The following is a 19,191-nucleotide window of genomic DNA, read 5'->3' as shown; positions in this document are numbered from 1 at the left end:
AGGTTTGAAATAATTTATGAAAAAATTTTTAAAATATTTTTTATCAATACTTGTTTTAATCATTGGTTTAGTCTTAATTTTTAATGGTCAGATCAAAGATTATATGGTGAAACAATTGTCTCAGCAAAGCATGACTGCTCTGACCAAAGATCAAGTTCGTCAGAATAGTCTTAAGTCGGCCTCATATGATTTTTCTAAAGTGAAACCCATCAGTGCCAAACAAGTTGCTAAGGCGAGTGTACAAAAAAATGCGGCAATGATTGGTAAGATTGTGATTCCTTCAGTTAAGTTGAAATTGCCGATTGTCAAGGGCGTTGACGATAATGCGCTAGCTACGGGGGCTGGTACTATGAAACCGGATGAAAAAATGGGTGAGGGTAACTATGCCTTGGCAGGACACTATATGACGCAAAAGGGCGCGCTGTTTTCCCCGATTGCTGATTCTCAAATTGGTGATTTGATTTATATTACGGATTTAAAAAGCGTTTATACCTATAAAATTATGTTGAAGCAAGTTATTTCCCCTAAAGCGACTTGGCGAATTGATGATCAGAATCATCAAAAGTTGATTAGTTTAATTACATGTGCTGACGGCGGAGCTAATCGTTGGATTGTACAGGGAGTTTTAGTAAAGGCTCGCGTCGCTAATCGAGCCACTTTAGCGATTTTTGATTAGGAGTTAATTCATTTGAGTTTACAATATCAATGGCAATCGACTGTTACGACACCTTCAGATCAGACGGCGCAGATTGCTCAACAAACAGGGTTGCCACTAGTTTTAGTTCAGTTATTGGAACAGCGTGGCTTGAAAACTTTCAATCAAGTTGAAGATTTTTTACGACCTGATGTCCAACAATTGTGTGATCCTTATTTATTACATGATATGCAATTGGCTGTGGATCGAATTACGCAAGCTATTGTAGAAGGTCAAAAAATTCTTATTTATGGTGACTACGATGCCGACGGCATTACGAGTACAACGATTTTAAAAGAAGCAATTGAAAATTTGGGTGGTCAGGTGGAGTATTTCATTCCTGATCGTTTTGACGATGGATATGGTCCTAATTTAACGCGTTATCAGGATTTTGTGACTCAGGGTTTTAATTTAATTGTAACGGTTGATAATGGTGTGACAGGTTTGGAAGAGGTGACTTACGCTCAAAATCATGGTGTAGATGTCATAATTACGGATCATCATACTTTGCCAGCACAATTACCACCTGCAGTGGCGATTGTTCATCCTGCTTTTGTCCAAGATGATTTATATCCTTGTCCGTATTTGTCAGGAGCAGGTGTTGCTTTTAAATTAGCGAGTGCTTTGTTAGAAGAAGTACCTTATGATTTAATAGATTTAGCAGCAATTGGGACGATTGCTGATGTGATGGAATTAGTTGGTGAAAATCGGGTATTGGTGGCCTTAGGTTTGCAGCAAATACGTACGCAAGAACGGATCGGGTTAGCCAAATTGATGAAAGTAGCACATTTAAGTGTATCAGATTTGACAGAAGAAGATATCGCTTTTCAGTTGGCACCACGGTTAAATGCGTTAGGACGTTTAGCCAATGCGAATCAGGGAGTTAAATTGTTATCAACGTTTGATGAGGAACAAGCGACGTCACTGGCTAAAGAAATTGATCATTTAAATCAACAACGTAAACAGATGAGTCAAGAAGTATTTGAGGAAGCTTGGTTACAAGCTCAGGAGCAATTGGCGGCGGGTAGTCGGATACTAGTTTTAGCGGGAAAAACTTGGCATCAAGGAATTTTAGGAATTGTAGCTGGTAAAGTTTTACAACAAAGTGGTTGTCCTACATTAGTTTTTCAAGTTAATGAGCAAAAACAAGCGATTGGTTCCGGACGAAGTAATGCACAATTTGATTTGTATCAGGCATTGGTCTCACAAAAAGCTTTGTATCAAAAATTTGGTGGTCATGCGCATGCTTGTGGTTTGACGATGCAGGCAGCTGCCTTATCTAAGCTGCAGCAGCAATTAAATTTATTGCCTGCAGCTAAACAATTGGATATTCATCAAAAGCCATGCCGCGATTATTCCTTAGAACTAGAAGTTGCAGATTTATCGTTAGATTTTTATCAACAATTGCGACGTTTGGCTCCTTTTGGTCAAGGCAATCCGAATCCCTTAATTAAGATTGCAGATTTTGATCAGGCGAGGATAGGCTTTTTGGGTAAAAAAAGTCAGACCCATCTCAAAATTTGGTTGAATACACCAAACCAAACTTTGGAATGCTTGGGTTTTAACTGGGGACAACAGTATGAAAATTTGCGCCAAAATCATCTAAAAGCTGTTTATGGGACGTTGACTACCAATAACTGGCATAAACAGGTGACTGTTCAGTTGACTTTGGAAGATGTTCAATTAGCAGCTGAGTTAGATCATCAAAATATTGGTCAAAGTCAGTTTATCGATTTGCGTCAGGAACCTTATTTAGGGTCACGTCATGTGAAGTATCCGTTACTCTTTTTTGACGCTAGAAATCAACAACGCTTTATATTGGAACATGATGATTATCAAACTTGTCTGATCAGTGCAGATTGTGCCTCTTTTCAAACAGCTGTTTTGATGGATTGTCCCAGTGCGCTAGCTGATTTTGAGCAAGCTATCCGATTTTTGTCATCAGTAAAGCAATTGTTCTTTGTATTTCATCATACACAGCAGCCGGTAACCATTGCTTCTGAAAATTGGCATGCGGCTTTAAAATACTTTTTTACGCATCAGCAATTACCAGTGCAAGACTTACCATTAGTGGCTCGTTATCTGCGAATTTCTAATTTGCAAATAAAATTGATAATAAGAGTGTTTTCTGAGTTGAAATTTGTTACAATAAAAAGCGGTTTGTTATATCATGCTAAGATGTTACCTAAACGACAATTGTCTGAATCCACTTTATATTGTCAAAATCAAGCACAATTAAAAATTAAGCAAACATTGATTGACTCGGAATTCTCGCAATTAATTGGATATGTACAAAAATTACAAAATCGTTATAATGTGAGGGGATAGTATGGATTTTAAGAAGTACGTGGCAGATGTACCTGATTTTCCAGAACCCGGAATTTTGTTTCGCGATATTTCGCCATTGATGTATAATGGTAAAGTGTATGAAGCTGCGACAAATGAAATTGTTGAATATGCGAAAAACCTGGATACAGAGATGATTGTTGGTCCAGAAGCGCGTGGTTTTATTGTCGGTTGTCCTGTTGCCTATAAATTGGGTGTTGGCTTTGCTCCTGCTCGCAAAAAGGGTAAATTGCCACGGGAGACAATTTCGGTTTCGTATGATTTGGAATATGGTCAAGCATCATTATATATGCAAAAAGATGCTGTTCAACTAGGACAACGAGTTTTGGTCGTTGATGATTTGATGGCGACAGGTGGAACCTTGGCTGCAACAATTAAGTTGGTTGAAGAGCTAGGCGGCATTGTAGTTGGAACCGCATTTTTAATTGAGCTGACTGATTTACATGGTCGTGATAAGATCAAAGATTATGATATGTTTACTTTAATGAAATATTAATAGCAGTTTGCTAACTGCTTTTTATGGAGAGTTGGCAGAGTGGTAATGCACCGGACTCGAAATCCGGCGAACCGATTAATATCGGCGCGCAGGTTCAAATCCTGTACTCTCCTTTGGAACGTTTTCAGTCTTTATCAATAAGCAACAATAGTTATCAAAAAGCCCTTGAATTCAACATTCAAGGGCTTTTGTTTTGCCTATTCTTTATCAATGAATATCAATAGTTACCAGCTTTTTGTTACCAAAAATGTTACCACGACCCCTAAAATTTGTTACCACGGTCAAAAAACGTTAGATATCGAATTAAATTTGTTACCACGACGATTATTCGGCGTTTTGCCGGTCAAACGAATTAATTGCGTCAATAATTTTTTTATCTGAATTGTCAGTGGTATGTTCGTAAATATTCATTGTTACACTGACATCCGAGTGGCCTAGGCGCTTCTGGACGTCTTTGGCTGTAGTAATATATGGGTTCTCGTCATAGAGCAATGTAGCATGCGTGTGGCGGAAACCGTGGACGGTAATTATTGGTAACTTTGCTAGTTTGGCAATTTTGATTAACTATTTTCGCGGTTGCGGTAACGCATAGTGCTCATTAGCCTTGTTTTGAAATACAACTTGATCTTTGGGTAAAATATCTAGCTGCAAAAATTCTTTTTGGATATTCTGCCATTGCTTTAAAATAGCAAGCGTCGTTTCATCGATGACAATAGTTCTGATAGAAGCTTCGCTTTTGGGACTAGTAATTTTTTCTAAGTAATTTAGGCCCGAAGATACAGTTTTGTTGATGCTAAGGTTTTGTTCGTTGAAATTGATGTCTCCCCATGTCAAAGCCAAAATTTCACCCTTACGCATTCCTGAGTAGGCTAACAGTCTAAAGAAGGAATAGATTTGAAAGGGCATAAAGGTGCGGGCTGTATTTAAAAATTGTTCCAATTGTTGCTTGCTGTAAAAATTGTGATCGTTCTTTTGATTGCGTAGTTCTTTAATATGTTTGGTGGTTTTGGGGACGTCGACATTATCCATGAGGCTATTTTTGATGTATTTCAGCCTCACAGCGTCTTTGAAGACGTGGTTGGCATAATTGTATATAAACTTGTATTTAACCATTTTCTCAGCCCAAAAATCGACTGCAGCTTGGCATTCCTGAACCGTGATGTCATTGACGTATTTATCACCAAAACGGGGGGGAATGTGCAATTTAAAAATTGTCATTGTTTTATTGAGGGTACTTTCTTTGACAGTGTTGGCATAGCGTTTCAACCATTTGTAGTACAATTCTTCGTACTTGATTTGTTGGATTTCAGTATCAAGATCACCATTAAGGATTTGTTGTTTCAAATTGAGATAAGCTAGTTGAGTTTCCTCATAAGTTAGATATCCACGTTTATGAATGATCTTGCTTTTATTCGCGCGGATTGAAAACTCATACTTTTCTTTACCAGATGACAATTTGTATTTATGGATTGCTTTAATTTTTTTGGCATTTATAATTTCTCCTTATGACTCGTTTTCTTGTTGTTTGAGCAATTGTTCTCGTTCATTGATCAATTCCTTAAGCTCATCTAAATCCTCTTGTAGTGCCCATTTTTTGACGAAACTGCGAGCGGTGGAACGATTGCGCAAATAACGAGTACGATCACGATTTTTTTCTTGCCAACGTTTGTTGGCTTCTGTTTGTTTATTTTTTTCTTTTGTCATTATTTTTACCTCCATATTCCTAATATGATACTAATGATAGTATTAAAAATCAATACTTTTATTAAAATAATATAAAAAAACAGCCTGAATTTATCAGGCTAAATATGATAGGATATTTATTAGTGAAGTGAAAGCTAAGATGGTGGCTATTCCTGAAAGGAAGTGGTGCTTATGGTGTAAAAACCGTAACCCCAGATTCCAAAGAAAGGAGTAGTCAATATCCTCATGGATATTCTGTTTCTAGTATTAAAGGCTGTGATTATGATCAAAGCCGTACTAGAATTTGTTATCGCGCTGATCAAATTATTCAGCAAATAACAAAAAAACAGCCGTCCTAACCCTGCAAGGCTGATGGCTGTTCTTGTTTAATTAAAATTAAATAGTCACTGTCTTAGCAACTTCACCAAGGGAGTTAGTGTATCCAGCACTAGCTCCTTTTTCATTACCAATATAACACATTGATGCTAAATTGAACAATTAAAAATACATATAATTAGTTTACGGCTTTTTCCCTAGAAAAAATAAAAATGGCTGTAACCGTTGGTGGACAACGACTTTGTTTTTCCTTTTAAAAGACAGTAGTAGGCATTGGATATTCTAATCAATGAAAAAAGTATTGACTCCATAAACTTTCAATCGCTTCCATGATAATATATATTAGTAACTATTTAAGAAAGAAGATGATTTTAATAACTAATTCAATTAGCATTAATTTTTTAAACATATTCAAAAAAATAATAGTATTGTCACTATTAGCAATACTATTGCTTGCCACATTGATAAGCTTGGTACCTAACCTTAGTGACGGTGGAGTAACCGCTATCAGCCCTAACGGATATGCGACAAAAACTGAAGATGCGATAGTTTCTAAAAAGGGTGCGGTAAAAAGCAGAGTAGATAGCCTGATATTAGAAAGTGACCTTAAGAAGACCATTATCGCAAACCGAGCGCTCTCTAAAATAAACGATTATGGTCAACACACCAATACAGTTCGGAACTATGTTTTATCCAAAAATTAATTTATATAAAAGCAAATTATATTTAAATAGTTAAAAAGCTTACATTAATGTAGGCTTTTTATTTGGTCAAAATATTTTAAACTTCAAAAACGATTCTCGTATTTTGTTTGTATAAAATTTAGATTTGGTTTGTGTCTAACCTTATTCAGCATGGCTAAAGTTACTACATGAGTTTAATATCGACTATTTTGCTAACTCGTTATTTTTACACAAAAAAATCGCCCGTCGGCGACTCGATTTGACATTTTACTACTGCTAAATCCTTAAGGGTATAACAACAATTAATTTGAGTACCATTTATATTGATGGCTATCACTGAGTTTAGAATGACCAATGCCTCGTTGACCATACCAAAAGTATAGTGAGTAACCTGCGTGATCATCAGCTGGTTTATAATCAGTTTTTTCCATGGCCACACCAGCTCCAATAACTCCTTGAACCTTTTCGGCTACTTGGTTTTTAGTATTATCGTCTAAGTTAACAAAATCTGTATTTACATAAACTTTGGTGCTGTCATTTGTATATTCTATCTTTTGAATATAGTTTGCATATTGATAGTTAGTATCGCCATTTGATGCATCTTTTTTATCATCATTAAGTAGGTCAGTTATATCTGAATTAATACTTTTTTCTTGCTTCTCTTGCTTATCTTTTTTTGCTGCAGCTTTTTCGTCTTCTTTATTTTGTTCAGCTACTTCTTCATCAGTTAAACCGTTATCTGGATTAGGTTTGGACTTCGCACTAGGATTTGGAGTTAAAATTGCTACTACAAAGATGGTAATGGATAATGCAGCAATTGAACCAAAAGTCAATGTTATTTTTTTCCTGCTTTTTTCCTCAGATGCCAATTGCATGTATAATACAAAACCCGAAATTATTAAAATAATAAAGTTAATTAGCAGAAACTTGAATGAATGAAAACCCTTGGTTCCGGAAAAACTAGTAATTAGGATCAATATAAATGAAATTATAGCCAGATAAGCACTAATTTTTGTCGCTTTATTGCTGATAGGCAATATTTGTATTCCTATTGCATCAAGTAATTTTAATCCCAATATTAATATCGAAATGACCAACACCAGTATTTCTACAGTTAAATAAATCCACATAAAATTAATCCTCCAATGATTCTTTAGCTTTTAAAGTCGTCAGTTTTTTTGGACTATGTAGTTCATTATTAGTTTTTGTACCCTTAAGGATTTAGCAGTAGTAAAATTCGTCTATTAAAGACTTAGCACTTTTATCGGTTTTTGTACCCTTAAGGATTTAGCAGTAGTAAAATGGAACATAATAACCAGCCTTACCCAGACTTGTTTTTGTACCCTTAAGGATTTAGCAGTAGTAAAATGTCAAATCGAGTCGCCGACGGGCGATTTTTTTGTGTCAAAAATAACGAATCAACGCAACAGCCGATATTAAGCCCACAAAGCAATTATAGTTGTATTGAATATAGTTAGACGTAAATCAAATTTAAATTGCATACAAATCAAATATGAGAGCCACTTTTTGGCCCAACTGGAATATTTTTTAAATAACTAATATATCGCTTGCTATTATACGCATTGTTGTGTATAATAATGATTGTAATAAGGAGGGGGTATAAGAAATGCCAATGAAACCGAGAGAGATGGTTAAACTTCTCAAGCAAAACGGTTTTATTGAAAAGTCACAGCAGGGTTCCCATTTGAAAATGTATAATCCTATAACAAACGTGACCGTCTTTGTTCCAATTCATTCTAAAGAATTAAAGAAGGGTATGGAACAAGGTATTTTAAAAGAAGCAGGGCTGAAATAAGCCCCTGTTTCTGTACTCTCTCAAAAGGAGGATATTTCATGAAAAAAGTAGTTGTCTATCCAGTTATTTTGCATCCAGAAGACGTTGGATACACGGTGGAGATTCCCGATATTCAAGGCGGTTGGACGCAAGGAGAATCAATGAGTGATGCTTTAACTATGGCCCAAGATTTAATTGGCTTGGCTTTGGAAGATGATACTGAATATCCTAAAGCGACTCCACTGGAGGATGTACAGATCGGCGACAAAGATATTAAAACGATTGTAAATGTTGATATGGACGAGTATCACCGCCAAAATCCAAAGACAGTTCGCAAGAACGTATCAGTTCCAGAGTATTTGGTCAAACTAGGCAAAGAAAAAGAGATTAACTTTTCAGCAGTATTAACCGAAGCATTGAAGGCTAAATTAGAAGTTTAATAGTAATTAAAGCACTCAATTGAGTGCTTTTTATTGTTGTGATATCACGATAAAGTGTTGACTTTATAACGGTAAGGTGATAATATAATAGATGTAAGGAGGTGAGATGTTGAGTAAGCAAAAGAAAAAACTTACCGCGAAAGAAGCGGGTATTCTGATTGCGAAGTACGGTGCAATCGCTGCTTGGGCTTATCCGATTGATGACTTAATCAAACTAATAAATAAGCTAATCTTTCACAAGTAAGTTAATAATAAGCAGGGCTGGAGACCTTGCTTATTGCTGTACTCAATATAACATGGACAAAAATAAACTTCAAAATAAGCAATTACACAAGTATATAATTTCAATTATTACAGCATTATCGCTAGGCTTGATACTGGATATAGTTTTGAGGTGTGTTAATTGAACATAAATTTGGATAATCCGGATATTATGAGTTCCAGTGAAGCAGCTGAGATTTGGGGGAAAAGTGAATCTTACGTTAGAATATCATTACGACAATCCAAGGATAAATGGCCCAAGGGAACGTATAGACGCTTTGGTAAAACTATTGTGGTAACTACCAAAGGTATGGAAGCTGTGACTGGTATCAAAGACCCAAGAAAAAAGAAGTGATACTCAAACTAGAGTGTCACTTTTTTAATCTAAATATTACATAAGCAACCAGTGATGGTTGCTATTTTTATACTCAAAATAAAGGAATTTAGACATGACACTAAAATTTAAATCTATTGAAGTAATGGACGGAAACCTGAATAAAGAGATGCTAGCTGATTATCGAAATGATATCTGCAACAGAGATGACGTCAAAGCAACATTCAGACTAATTACCAGGTATCGCCAACGTGGTGACCCCAGATGGATTGACTTATATGCCAACTTGGCGAGAACTATCAGCAATCTGAAAACGCGTGGTTGTGATGTTAAAAAAATCAAGGCAGAGTTCAATAACTGTGAAAAGGCGATGGTGCAATAAATGTTTGAAATTATTACATTTGATTATGATGAAGACGCACAAAGAGTGCTGGAAAATGATAGTTACAGAGCATGGATTGATCCCAATCAAGTAGCAGTGATTAGTGAACTGCATCGAGGAAACGACGGTTACTTCAATCTAATACTTAACGGAGATAATACGAGCTATGTAATTGATTTGGAAAGTGCACAGGATATTCTGAAGTTCAAAGAACATAAAAGTAGATGAGCATATGTAGTTTCAAATTAATGGAGGTGTGGTGATGACTTAATGAAACATAAATTAACTGCTAAGCAAAGACTGTTTGTGGATGAATATTTCAATATGGCAATGCCACCAGAGCAGCAATTAGCGCTGGTTATAGTCGAAAAACTGCTGGTGTGATTGGTAATGAAAACTTAAAAAAACCTTATATTAAAGCTTATATTGATAAACAACAAGATTTAATTCATTCTTCAAAAATTGCTGATGCAAAAGAAATTCAAGAGTTCTTAACTTCAGTTTTGCGCGGTGATGAGACGGAAACGGTGGCAACAGCCAAGGGATTGTTTTCAAATGTTGAGTTAAGTGGTAAGGATCGATTGAAAGCTGCTGAATTGCTCGGGAAAACGAAGTCAATGTTCACCGATCGCAAGCAAATTGATGGTGACTTGAATATTAGCATTGATAGTGATGGTGAATATGATGCCAACGATTAATATTAAGTTCCCGCATCCTAGTCACGTATTCAATCGACAAGTTTGGGAGAAACTGAATGATTATGAACACTTTACGGAGATTTGGTATGGCGGAGCGTCCAGTGGTAAAAGTCATGGTGTAGTGCAAAAAGTCGTAATCAAGGCTTTAAAAAACTGGAAGTATCCACGCAAGATCTTGTTTACTCGCAAGGTTGGGCGGTCAATTAAGGATTCTATCTTCAGTGATGTGCTTGATTGTCTCAAAACATTTAAATTACTGGATTTATGTAAAGTTAATAAAACGGATTTCACGATTACACTGCCAAACGGCGGTGTTTTTTTATTCAAGGGCATGGATGATCCTGAAAAAATCAAGTCTATTAAAGGCTTAAGTGATGTGGTTATGGAAGAAGCCACGGAATTTAATTTGGAGGATTACACGCAGCTGACCTTGCGGCTTAGGGAACCTAAACACAAGCAGCGGCAGATTTATTTGATGTTTAATCCGGTATCCAAATTGAATTGGGTGTATAAACAGTTCTTTGATGGTCAATTGAACGATCCAGACAAGGTGGTTGTTTATCAATCAACATATACAGATAATCGTTTTTTAGACGAAGATAACCGTGAGATTATTGAGAATTTAAAAAATACGAATCCGGCTTATTATAAGATTTATGCGTTAGGTGACTTTGCCACGTTGGATAAACTGGTGTTTCCTAGTTTTGAAACTAAAAGATTGAATCCTAATTCAGATGAGTTAAAGGATTTGCCGTCAATGTTTGGCTTGGACTTTGGGTATGTCAATGACCCGAGTGCTTTTATTCATGTGAAAGTTGATGTACCGAATAAAGTTTTATATGCGATTGAAGAGTATACGAAAAAAGGTTTAATCAATAGTGAACTGGCGAAAGTCATTAAGGATTTAGGTTACGAAAAAGAAGTAATTACTGCCGATGCTGCTGAAAAGAAATCCATTGAAGAAATGCGCAGAAATGGAATCTATCGCATTCGACCAGCTAAAAAGGGTCCTGATTCCATTATTCAAGGTATTTCATTTTTACAGCAATTTAAATTAGTGATTGATGATCGTTGCGTGAAGATGATTGAAGAACTGGAAAATTACACTTATCAGAAAGATAAAAAATCAGGTGAATATATCAATAAGCCCATTGATAGTTATAACCACGTGATTGATGCCACGCGATATGCTGTGGAAGAAATCAATGGAAAAGGTTCACCAAAAATCAAGTTAAGTAAAAATATTTTATTTTAAGGAGGTTGAGGATGTTAACTAAAGGGTCAATTGACTATAACGGGAATTATTTATTTCCAAAGGGCCAAGATTTAACACAAGATGATATTAAAGAATTTATTGAGTATCATCGAGCAAATGACGTACCTGTGTTTAAAGAAAAGCTGGATTACTATTTAGCACATCCCAAGAATAGCAATCGAATTGATGATTACCATAACCATTTAGTTGTCAACATGAGTAAATACCTTGTTGATACACTGAATGGTTTTTTTGTAGGAATTCCGCCCACTATTAAGATTGATGGTGACTCAATTAACCAGGCATTGCAGGATTGGTTGAATGAATCAGATTTTACAGACGAATTGAGTGAAGTATCCAAGCAATCTTCCCTGTATGGCAAAACTTATTTATTGATTTATACAAATGAGAATTCAGAAACCAAAGTGACTGTGGTACCACCGTATTCAGGATTTATTATTTATGACGATTCGGTGGCTCATGAACCTTTAGCCTTTGTTCAATACACAGTTGGTACAGACTTGAGTATTAGTGGAACTGTTTATTTAGCGGATCGCTTAATTCAGTTTAATAATGCAACAGTAATTAATGAGCAATCATTATTATTTCAAGGGGTTCCAGCAATTGAGTTCTATGATAACGAAGAACGCACAGGAATTACGGATGATGTTAAGACACTAATTGATTCGCTAAACAAGACTTTGAGCAATAAAGCGGATGATGTTGATTATTTTGCGGATGCATATTTATTTCTCAAAGGATTTCAACTTGATGATGGAGACCAACTGGCTATCAAAGATAGCAGGTTGATTCAAGCGATTGCTCAAGATTCTAGTGCCGACATTGATGCTAAATTCTTAGAAAAGCCCAATGCGGATACTACTCAAGAGCATTTGATTGATCGAATAACTAATTTGATATTTCAGATTTCAATGGTAGCAAATATTAACGATGAGGTGTTTGGCAATGCTACCAGTGGTAGATCCTTAGAATATAAATTGCTTTCGATGCGAAACTTAACGTCGAATAAAGAACGTAAGTTTACTAAGCAATTACGGAAAGTGTTTAATTTGGTAACCAAAACCGTGAGCTTTGGGTTGAATGTTGAGAATTTAGGCAATAAGTTAGAGTTTCACTTTGTACGGAATTTGCCGAATAATAATTCGGAAGAAGCGGATACAGCTAACAAGTTGAATGGCATTGTAAGTCAAGAAACATTGCTATCAACGTTATCTTTTGTATCTGATCCAAAAGCGGAACTTAAAAAAATTGCTGATGAGCAAGATGAAAAAGTGAAACGCGTAGTGGTTAATCAACAACAGTTTGCAGGTTCAGATTCTGAAAAGTCTGATAATTCAGATGAAGATGATGAACAATGACCAAGGACTATTGGAAACAGCGTGAAAAAAATTGGATTAATTCTAATATCAAACAAGACCAACAGTTTGATAAAGAGTTAGAAAAATACTATAACCAAGCGCTTAAAGATATTCAAAGTCAGATTAATCAATTTTATTTGAATTATGCTAAAGCTGAAAACCTTAGTTTAACTGATGCTATGAAGCAGATTTCTAATGCTGATATTGAAAAGTTAGCTCAAGAAGCTGCGCAAATGGTACCTAACAAAGATTTCAGTGATTATGCTAATCAACAGATGAGGCTTTATAATGCCACTATGCGAATTAACCGTTTAGAGATGATTAAATCTCAAATTGGGCAAACGTTAGTTGAACATGGTGCTCAAGTTGAGAAATCACTCAAAAATAAGCTAAGCGATTCATATTTAAAAGAAATTGAACGCCAAGCTGGTATTTTTGGCGATTACAAGAATTCAGATGCCAAATTGAAAGCTAATGCTGAAACAGTAGTTAATGCTTCATATCAAAACGCTCAATGGTCCGAGAGATTATGGAATTCCATGAGTGCATTACAAGCTACTGTTGGAATTGATTTAACTAATGCACTGACACAAGGTTTGAATCCTGAGAAATTGCAACATGATTTAATGCCAATGATTAGTGATGACATTAAAAATAAAACATATGTCGCGCAACGGTTAGCACGAACTGAAATGGCACGCGTACAAGACCAAGCCCAGATGACTAGTTTTAATAACTATGGTGTTCGCTATGTAAAATGGATTGCTGAACCGAGTGCGTGTCGAACTTGTCGAGAGATAGCTGATGCAGATGAGGGTATTTATCCGATTCAAGATGTTCCAGATATTCCAATTCACCCCAATTGTCGGTGTTCTAAAGCTGGTGATGCACGGAGTGAGTTTGAAGACTATCTAGCAAGGAAGAGGCTCAATCCACAAGATTTGGATGATGATAAGTTAGGTGCATTGAATAAATATATTAGTTTTGATTCGTATCCGTTAAATGAGGCTTTGCGAAAAGGTGATCAATTAACCTCACAGCAGAAGCAAATGATGACTAATTTAGATAAAGCTTTGAATAAATTACCTAAATTTGATGGTAGCTATGCTCAATTAAATCGTTCATATAAATTTCAAAATCCCGAAACAATGGATTCATTTTTAGATAGTTTTAAAGAGCAAGATATCTATGAATTTAAATCTTATGTATCTACTAGTAAAGGAATTTATGATTCTGAAGATGATGTGAGAATGATTATTTTAAATTCACATTCGGGATCCGATTTAAAAGGTTATAATGATGCTGAACAAGAAGTGTTATTTAAACGTGGTACGATGTTTAAAATTTTAGATATGTATTTTGATGAAACTCATAAACCCATTATTGTATTGGAGGAATTGAAATGAGCCAAAAGCCTTACTCCGATGATCGCTGGCAGGGAAAACCTGATGAACTAAAATTAGTTAAACGAGAAACTACACCGAAAATAGAAGCCAAGCATAAAGCTTTCATGGCAGAGTTTCGAAGAACTCATGGCCTGGATGAAAATGGTAACGAGTTACCAAAGAAACAGGAATAGGCATAGCGTTATGTTTGTGATAGACTACTTCAATTCTGTTAGTAGCTATGAACAATTATATGTAATTTAATAAAACGCCTTAAATCGAAAATTAGGGCGTTTTTATTATGCCTAAAAATGACCAAGCATTAATGTCAGTAAACTTTATGGAACGTGCAAGCATTGATTCACGCTAAAAGCAATGGAAAGGAGCTATTAACATGGCTGAAGAAAATCAAGAGAATCAAGAAGAACAAACAAAACGATACACCGATGAAGAAGTAAATCAAATCGTTCAAAAGCGATTAGCGCGTGAAAAGGAGGAATCGGAGAAAAAACAAAATGAAGCTATTGAAAAAGCCAAGGCTGACGTTATTGAGCAGGTGAAAAAAGAAGCCAAGATGACAGCAGATCAAAAGCGAGATGCTGAACATGATAATTTGTAGTAAAGTGGTCAAAGATAGCCAGATACAAAGTGGCGTGTAAATGAGGGTGTCCCAATGATGAAATAAGGTGTTGCGTCGCTTTTTCATCAGTCCACAAGTTGTGAAATCAACGATTGCACGTAAAGCAAAGATGATTGTGGCTACCCGCATGTCCCAAGTAACAAGCGGTTGCCAAATTTGCCAATAATTCAGCTAGATCATAATCGCGTAAGCTAAAAAGGCGGGTAATAACAAAGATGAATGACAAAACGCTAGGACGATTGCTGGAACGCCGCCATCTGCGCGTTATCAAACGCAAATATATCGTCAATAAATGTTTCCAAAGTGTCAAAAACTGCTTTTTCATTAGTATTACCGTTAATGTGTGGTGCCAAGACTAAGGAAATTTCATCTACCAAGTGGGCGCGCAAAAAGACACCATTAATAATAGAGCCACCACGAACCGCTGCAGCTTCTTTATGAGTTTAATATTTCAGGGTTAGATGTTGCAATGACACTATGCTTTGTTATAGATTTTAATTTTTGAATTAACTCAGGATTGGTTTTAAATGTGTGTAAATTTTTCTTAGATTTAGTTATAATATATGATTTGCCTGTCGATATAAAAATACCAGATGGCTTTAAAATTTTTTGTGTTAAAAGCAAGAAATTGTCTGTTTCAATTAACTTATTATATTTTTGTGTAGGTGCCACAATATCGAATTTTTTGAATATTTCGTTAAAAATGGGATCAGCTTTTAAATTGTAATCTGGATTATCAGGCATGGCTATTTTTTTAAATTTATATGCTGTGACTAGGTCTGGTAATTTTTCGAATAATTCTCTATAGCTATTTTTTGTTTGTTCGCTTTTATTAAAAAATAAAATGAAGTAAAGGTTATTATCAGATTCCAAAATTGATTTTTTGAATTTCCGGTTGGACATTGTTGTGTATATTAATTTGGCTATAAATGGATATACTATGATAAAAAATAGTCCAATAATTATCCAGCTCATCAATTGCCTTTTATCTGTAAGATATTCGTTAATCCAAATACAGATTATTAAAAAGTCTACGATTATGAAAAGCGGTCTTAAAGTATTTAATTTGCAATATCGCCAAGTCGTTTTGTTGATTTCTCTAAAATTTTGCTTTGTTATATGTGATGTAAACATCCAAATTTCTCCTTAAATTTATAGTTACTTTAAAGTATAGCTGATGAAATCGAAAGAGATGGTTAAACTTTTCAAGCAAAATGGTTTTGCTGAAAAGTCGCATCAGGGTTCCCATTTGAAAATGTATAAAATCCAGCAACAAGGGTGGCAATCCCTATAAAAAGGGGTCTAATCGTTTGAATGTTGAACTGCATAATTTGCTTCGTCTGGTGAAAATTTCTCACCATATTGAGAGGTAAGTTGATCGCGAATTTCTTCGGTAGAAAGATGTTCGACTTGTTCATAATTTTTAGCTGAAGCCAGGGCGTTTGCATTATAGTCAGTTTGCAAATTGTCTGTAGCATACTGTGTTGCTTGCGGCAAAAATTTATTTCCATACTCAGAAATTAATTGATCATAAATACCTTGTTTGTACATATGTTGTGAATCAGAGTATATTTGAGTATCTGTTAAAGCGTCACTGTGATCTGATATCTGATTGAACAGACGATTTAGTCGGTTCTTGTGATTTAGGTGCTGATTAGCTGTCGTCAGTTTCATCATCATAAGGACTGACAATTGCAATTACGACAATGGCAAAAATTATTGCCTAAAACTGCCAACGTTTGTAAGAATATTTTTAATTTTTTGACTAACTGGTTGCGGATACTGATTTTGCTGGTTGATTTGGATTGTGTCCGTTATTAAATTTTCCTATAAGTATATTTTTAATCATAAGTATCACAATAATTTCTAATTTAAGTATATCAAAAAAAACAGTTATTTTTGTACATTTTTAGTTTTAGCAAGTGAATAGTTTTTCAGACAGAAATACAATTCACAACATTAATCACTACCAAATTATTGTATTATAAAATTATTTATGTTATGGTGCATTTTTTGAATTAATGTTATTATTTTAATCTAATGTAGGTTAAGTTTAAAAATGTAACTGATTTAGAATTACTTATGAGTGGTGTTCACAGTAAAAGTGTATAATTATTTATTGTGAGAATACAAAATCTGTTCTAATGTGTTAAATGAACTGTGATCAATTGTCCAAAGACTGACGACTTAAAAAGCTGATACTTATGGGATATTTTTATGGTAAATAGAAGAATGGTTTGGTTGGGTGGCTTATTTTCAATATATATGACTTGGATTTACTATTCTAATTTGAATTTCAAAAATGCTATTTATATGATCTTATTTGAAACAATGGGAGTACTTTTTGTTACCATTTTGGGGACATGCTTGGCAATTTTATTGGATTCTGCCTTTGTTGCATCGGCCTTAATAGAGTTGTTAATAATAATTACAACCGTAATTAATAATATTGATTGGTTTAAAAAGTGGTCTTTCACGGGATTATTGAGTCCAATTAAAATTTTACAAAATAATTTTTCTTCTTACTGGTTAATGATTTATACAGGATTAATTGTGACATTCATTTCTATTTTTATAATTGCTATAAGACCCAAAAATAAAATTTAATTATTTAGTAACTAGAAGGAGAAAAATTATTTTATGATAATAAATTTTAATAATGTCAGCAAGAAAATTAACGGTATAAATGTTGTTAATGATATGAGTTTTTCACTTGCTAAAGGACATGTTTTAGCGTTATTAGGTCCAAATGGTGCAGGTAAAACTACTACTATCAGGTTGTTGACTGGGCTAATTGTACCAAATAACGGAGATATTGTTATTTTTAATCAGAAATTAAATTCTCGCAAAGTAGCAGATAAATTAAGGGAAAAAATAAGCGTTCAAAATGACGGATCATTGTATGAAAATCTAAGTATAATGGAAAATTTACGTATTTGGGCTAATTTATATAATATTCCTGCAAAAAGGGCTATGTCAGATATTGCTGAGTTATTGGATGTATTTGAGCTGGTATCTAGATCGGATGACAAGGTAAAGCAATTAAGCAAAGGAATGAGACAAAAAGTATTGCTGATTAGATCATTATTACCTAAACCAAAATTATTAATATTGGATGAACCTACATCTGGTTTGGATCCACAAACATCTCGGAAGTTAATTGATTGTCTTGAGAGTTATATTGAAGAGAAAGATACTACAATTATTATGGCTACTCATCAATTAGATGGTCTAGAACAATTAGCAACGGATATTTTAATAATGAATAGTGGACGGGTAATTGTCCAAGGAGAATCAAATAGATTAATTAATGAACATTGGCCAACTACACAATTAAAAATAGAGTTGGATAATGCCAACAAAGCTAGAGATTATTTTGATCAAAATTTTTCTAATAATTACTTCTTTAAAAATGAAAAAGTTTATTTAACAGTGAAAAACAAACAATCCATTCCTAAAATAATTGCTACGATTACATCAAATGTTGATGTAATCGGAATTAACAAAGTTGAACATACAATTAAAGAATTATATTTTGATCTATTAGGTAAAGGAGTGCTGTAAGTGAATAAAAATAGAGTTGTTACTATTATGAATAAAGAATTGTTAGAAATAAAAAAAGATAAAGCAACGCTGACATCATTGTTCATCATACCTATAATTTTCAGTATAATTTTACCCTTATTAATCATTATTGGAGGTACTAGGAATGCTTTAATTCAAAATGTAAGTGGCATTAATCAGTTTTTGGGGAATTTAAGTGTCAAGTTTTTACCGAATAATATTTCTCATAGTCAAATTGGTACGTACGCTTTGTTTATTTATTTTTTCATTCCATTATTTTTATTAATTCCAATTATTGTTTCTACTGTTATTGCTAGTACTAGTTTTGTTGGTGAAAAAGAAAATAAAACATTGGAAGGATTGCTGTATACACCTGTCACTGATTCAGAATTAATCTTGGGCAAGATTATGGCAGCAGCTATTCCAAGTGTTTTTATAACTTGGGGATCTATATTAATTTACGGTATTATTCTGGATACTGTTGGTTTAACTATTTTTGGTAGAGTTATTTTTCCTAATGCTGTTTGGATCACTGTAGGATTTGTTTTAGTTCCGGTAATTACTTTTTTATCTATATTATTGGTAATTATGGTTTCCCAAAGAGTTTCATCTAGTAAATCTGCACAATCGGTTTCTATGGTTTTGATTTTACCGCTTATTGGATTAATAATTTCTCAAGCAAGTGGATTGCTGATTTTTAATGTTTTAGTAACGTTATTATTAGCATTTATTTTGGTAATAATTGATTTTGTAATATTTAAAATAGTAGTTAAAAAATTTAATCGTGAAAAAATTACATTAAATTTATAATTCATGGAGG

The 19,191-nt window shown here is 34.4% G+C and carries 23 protein-coding genes, 1 tRNA gene and 2 pseudogenes; 19 read left to right on the top strand and 7 right to left on the bottom strand.

Going from position 1 to position 19,191, the window contains the following annotated elements:
• The first annotated feature begins 16 nt into the window (after positions 1 to 16).
• From MOO45_RS04960 to MOO45_RS04945, 4 genes are all read left to right on the top strand, one after another.
• Positions 17 to 676, top strand: a complete 660-nt coding sequence (locus MOO45_RS04960) for a class A sortase (protein ID WP_249513843.1) — start codon at positions 17 to 19, stop codon at positions 674 to 676.
• Between the two features lie 12 nt (positions 677 to 688).
• Positions 689 to 3,022 carry a single-stranded-DNA-specific exonuclease RecJ gene (gene recJ / locus MOO45_RS04955; RefSeq protein WP_249513842.1) on the top strand — a complete coding sequence of 778 codons (2,334 nt, stop codon included), beginning with the start codon at positions 689 to 691 and terminating at the stop codon, positions 3,020 to 3,022.
• Position 3,023: 1 nt separating this feature from the next.
• Positions 3,024 to 3,536: an adenine phosphoribosyltransferase gene (locus MOO45_RS04950; RefSeq protein ID WP_249513841.1), complete on the top strand. Its 513-nt coding sequence runs from the start codon at positions 3,024 to 3,026 to the stop codon at positions 3,534 to 3,536.
• Between the two features lie 25 nt (positions 3,537 to 3,561).
• A tRNA-Ser gene (locus MOO45_RS04945) sits at positions 3,562 to 3,649 on the top strand.
• Between the two features lie 211 nt (positions 3,650 to 3,860).
• On the opposite strand, the pseudogene MOO45_RS04940 reads toward MOO45_RS04945, so the two are convergent.
• From MOO45_RS04940 to MOO45_RS04930, 3 genes and pseudogenes are all read right to left on the bottom strand, one after another.
• Positions 3,861 to 4,802, bottom strand: a pseudogene (locus tag MOO45_RS04940) (site-specific integrase).
• Between the two features lie 237 nt (positions 4,803 to 5,039).
• Positions 5,040 to 5,240 (bottom strand): hypothetical protein, encoded by a 201-nt coding sequence (locus MOO45_RS04935; protein ID WP_249513840.1) that lies wholly within the window; start codon positions 5,238 to 5,240, stop codon positions 5,040 to 5,042.
• Between the two features lie 1,300 nt (positions 5,241 to 6,540).
• Entirely contained in the window at positions 6,541 to 7,368 is an 828-nt protein-coding gene (locus tag MOO45_RS04930; protein ID WP_249513839.1) for a hypothetical protein, read from the bottom strand.
• Between the two features lie 497 nt (positions 7,369 to 7,865).
• Here MOO45_RS04930 and MOO45_RS04925 point away from each other — a divergent pair, with 497 nt between their 5' ends.
• The 11 genes from MOO45_RS04925 (at position 7,866) to MOO45_RS04875 (ending at position 14,786) form a co-directional block, all read left to right on the top strand.
• Positions 7,866 to 8,054, top strand: a complete 189-nt coding sequence (locus MOO45_RS04925; protein ID WP_249513838.1) for a type II toxin-antitoxin system HicA family toxin — start codon at positions 7,866 to 7,868, stop codon at positions 8,052 to 8,054.
• A 38-nt stretch (positions 8,055 to 8,092) separates the two neighbouring features.
• On the top strand, positions 8,093 to 8,473 hold the full coding sequence (locus MOO45_RS04920; protein WP_249513837.1) for a type II toxin-antitoxin system HicB family antitoxin: 381 nt from the start codon (positions 8,093 to 8,095) through the stop codon (positions 8,471 to 8,473).
• Positions 8,474 to 8,579: 106 nt separating this feature from the next.
• Positions 8,580 to 8,717: a hypothetical protein gene (locus MOO45_RS04915; protein WP_249513836.1), complete on the top strand. Its 138-nt coding sequence runs from the start codon at positions 8,580 to 8,582 to the stop codon at positions 8,715 to 8,717.
• A gap of 159 nt (positions 8,718 to 8,876) precedes the next feature.
• Complete coding sequence (locus tag MOO45_RS04910; protein WP_396022401.1) at positions 8,877 to 9,089, top strand: helix-turn-helix domain-containing protein; 213 nt, start codon at positions 8,877 to 8,879, stop codon at positions 9,087 to 9,089.
• A gap of 361 nt (positions 9,090 to 9,450) precedes the next feature.
• Positions 9,451 to 9,678 (top strand): hypothetical protein, encoded by a 228-nt coding sequence (locus MOO45_RS04905; RefSeq protein ID WP_249513835.1) that lies wholly within the window; start codon positions 9,451 to 9,453, stop codon positions 9,676 to 9,678.
• Positions 9,679 to 9,830: 152 nt separating this feature from the next.
• On the top strand, positions 9,831 to 10,148 hold the full coding sequence (locus MOO45_RS04900; protein WP_317619023.1) for a terminase small subunit: 318 nt from the start codon (positions 9,831 to 9,833) through the stop codon (positions 10,146 to 10,148).
• On the top strand, positions 10,135 to 11,403 hold the full coding sequence (locus MOO45_RS04895) for a PBSX family phage terminase large subunit (protein ID WP_249515165.1): 1,269 nt from the start codon (positions 10,135 to 10,137) through the stop codon (positions 11,401 to 11,403). The genes MOO45_RS04900 and MOO45_RS04895 overlap by 14 nt, the downstream gene beginning before the upstream one ends.
• Before the next feature lie 11 nt (positions 11,404 to 11,414).
• Complete coding sequence (locus MOO45_RS04890) at positions 11,415 to 12,782, top strand: phage portal protein (protein WP_249513834.1); 1,368 nt, start codon at positions 11,415 to 11,417, stop codon at positions 12,780 to 12,782.
• Complete coding sequence (locus tag MOO45_RS04885; RefSeq protein ID WP_249513833.1) at positions 12,779 to 14,188, top strand: minor capsid protein; 1,410 nt, start codon at positions 12,779 to 12,781, stop codon at positions 14,186 to 14,188. Before MOO45_RS04890 ends, MOO45_RS04885 begins: the two co-directional genes overlap by 4 nt.
• The gene (locus tag MOO45_RS04880) at positions 14,185 to 14,361 is read left to right on the top strand and encodes a hypothetical protein (RefSeq protein WP_249513832.1); all 177 of its coding nucleotides are present in this window, start codon (positions 14,185 to 14,187) and stop codon (positions 14,359 to 14,361) included. The genes MOO45_RS04885 and MOO45_RS04880 overlap by 4 nt, the downstream gene beginning before the upstream one ends.
• Positions 14,362 to 14,561: 200 nt before the next feature.
• Positions 14,562 to 14,786 (top strand): capsid assembly scaffolding protein Gp46 family protein, encoded by a 225-nt coding sequence (locus MOO45_RS04875; protein ID WP_249513831.1) that lies wholly within the window; start codon positions 14,562 to 14,564, stop codon positions 14,784 to 14,786.
• Positions 14,787 to 14,855: 69 nt separating this feature from the next.
• Here MOO45_RS04875 and MOO45_RS08180 read toward each other — a convergent pair.
• The 4 genes and pseudogenes from MOO45_RS08180 to MOO45_RS04860 all read right to left on the bottom strand — a co-directional run.
• Positions 14,856 to 14,936, bottom strand: a pseudogene (locus MOO45_RS08180) (hypothetical protein); the annotation flags it as partial.
• A 101-nt stretch (positions 14,937 to 15,037) separates the two neighbouring features.
• Positions 15,038 to 15,196, bottom strand: a complete 159-nt coding sequence (locus MOO45_RS04870; protein WP_249513830.1) for a hypothetical protein — start codon at positions 15,194 to 15,196, stop codon at positions 15,038 to 15,040.
• A 46-nt stretch (positions 15,197 to 15,242) separates the two neighbouring features.
• Positions 15,243 to 15,941: a hypothetical protein gene (locus tag MOO45_RS04865; RefSeq protein WP_249513829.1), complete on the bottom strand. Its 699-nt coding sequence runs from the start codon at positions 15,939 to 15,941 to the stop codon at positions 15,243 to 15,245.
• A 168-nt stretch (positions 15,942 to 16,109) separates the two neighbouring features.
• The gene (locus MOO45_RS04860; RefSeq protein ID WP_249513828.1) at positions 16,110 to 16,358 is read right to left on the bottom strand and encodes an Ltp family lipoprotein; all 249 of its coding nucleotides are present in this window, start codon (positions 16,356 to 16,358) and stop codon (positions 16,110 to 16,112) included.
• Between the two features lie 141 nt (positions 16,359 to 16,499).
• Between MOO45_RS04860 and MOO45_RS08130 the strand changes: the two genes are divergently transcribed.
• From MOO45_RS08130 to MOO45_RS04845, 4 genes are all read left to right on the top strand, one after another.
• Complete coding sequence (locus MOO45_RS08130) at positions 16,500 to 16,628, top strand: hypothetical protein (RefSeq protein ID WP_260524457.1); 129 nt, start codon at positions 16,500 to 16,502, stop codon at positions 16,626 to 16,628.
• A 396-nt stretch (positions 16,629 to 17,024) separates the two neighbouring features.
• A complete protein-coding gene (locus MOO45_RS04855; protein WP_249513827.1) occupies positions 17,025 to 17,414 on the top strand; it encodes a hypothetical protein in 390 nt (129 codons plus the stop codon).
• Between the two features lie 33 nt (positions 17,415 to 17,447).
• On the top strand, positions 17,448 to 18,371 hold the full coding sequence (locus tag MOO45_RS04850; protein WP_249513826.1) for an ABC transporter ATP-binding protein: 924 nt from the start codon (positions 17,448 to 17,450) through the stop codon (positions 18,369 to 18,371).
• The gene (locus MOO45_RS04845; RefSeq protein ID WP_249513825.1) at positions 18,372 to 19,181 is read left to right on the top strand and encodes an ABC transporter permease; all 810 of its coding nucleotides are present in this window, start codon (positions 18,372 to 18,374) and stop codon (positions 19,179 to 19,181) included. It abuts the gene before it with no gap.
• Positions 19,182 to 19,191 lie beyond the last annotated feature (10 nt).

The sequence above is a fragment of the Bombilactobacillus folatiphilus genome, assembly GCF_023380265.1.
Classification (GTDB): Bacteria; Bacillota; Bacilli; order Lactobacillales; family Lactobacillaceae; genus Bombilactobacillus; species Bombilactobacillus folatiphilus.
The sequence above is the reverse complement of the archived record's forward strand: the minus strand, read 5'-3'. Positions and strand labels throughout refer to the sequence as shown.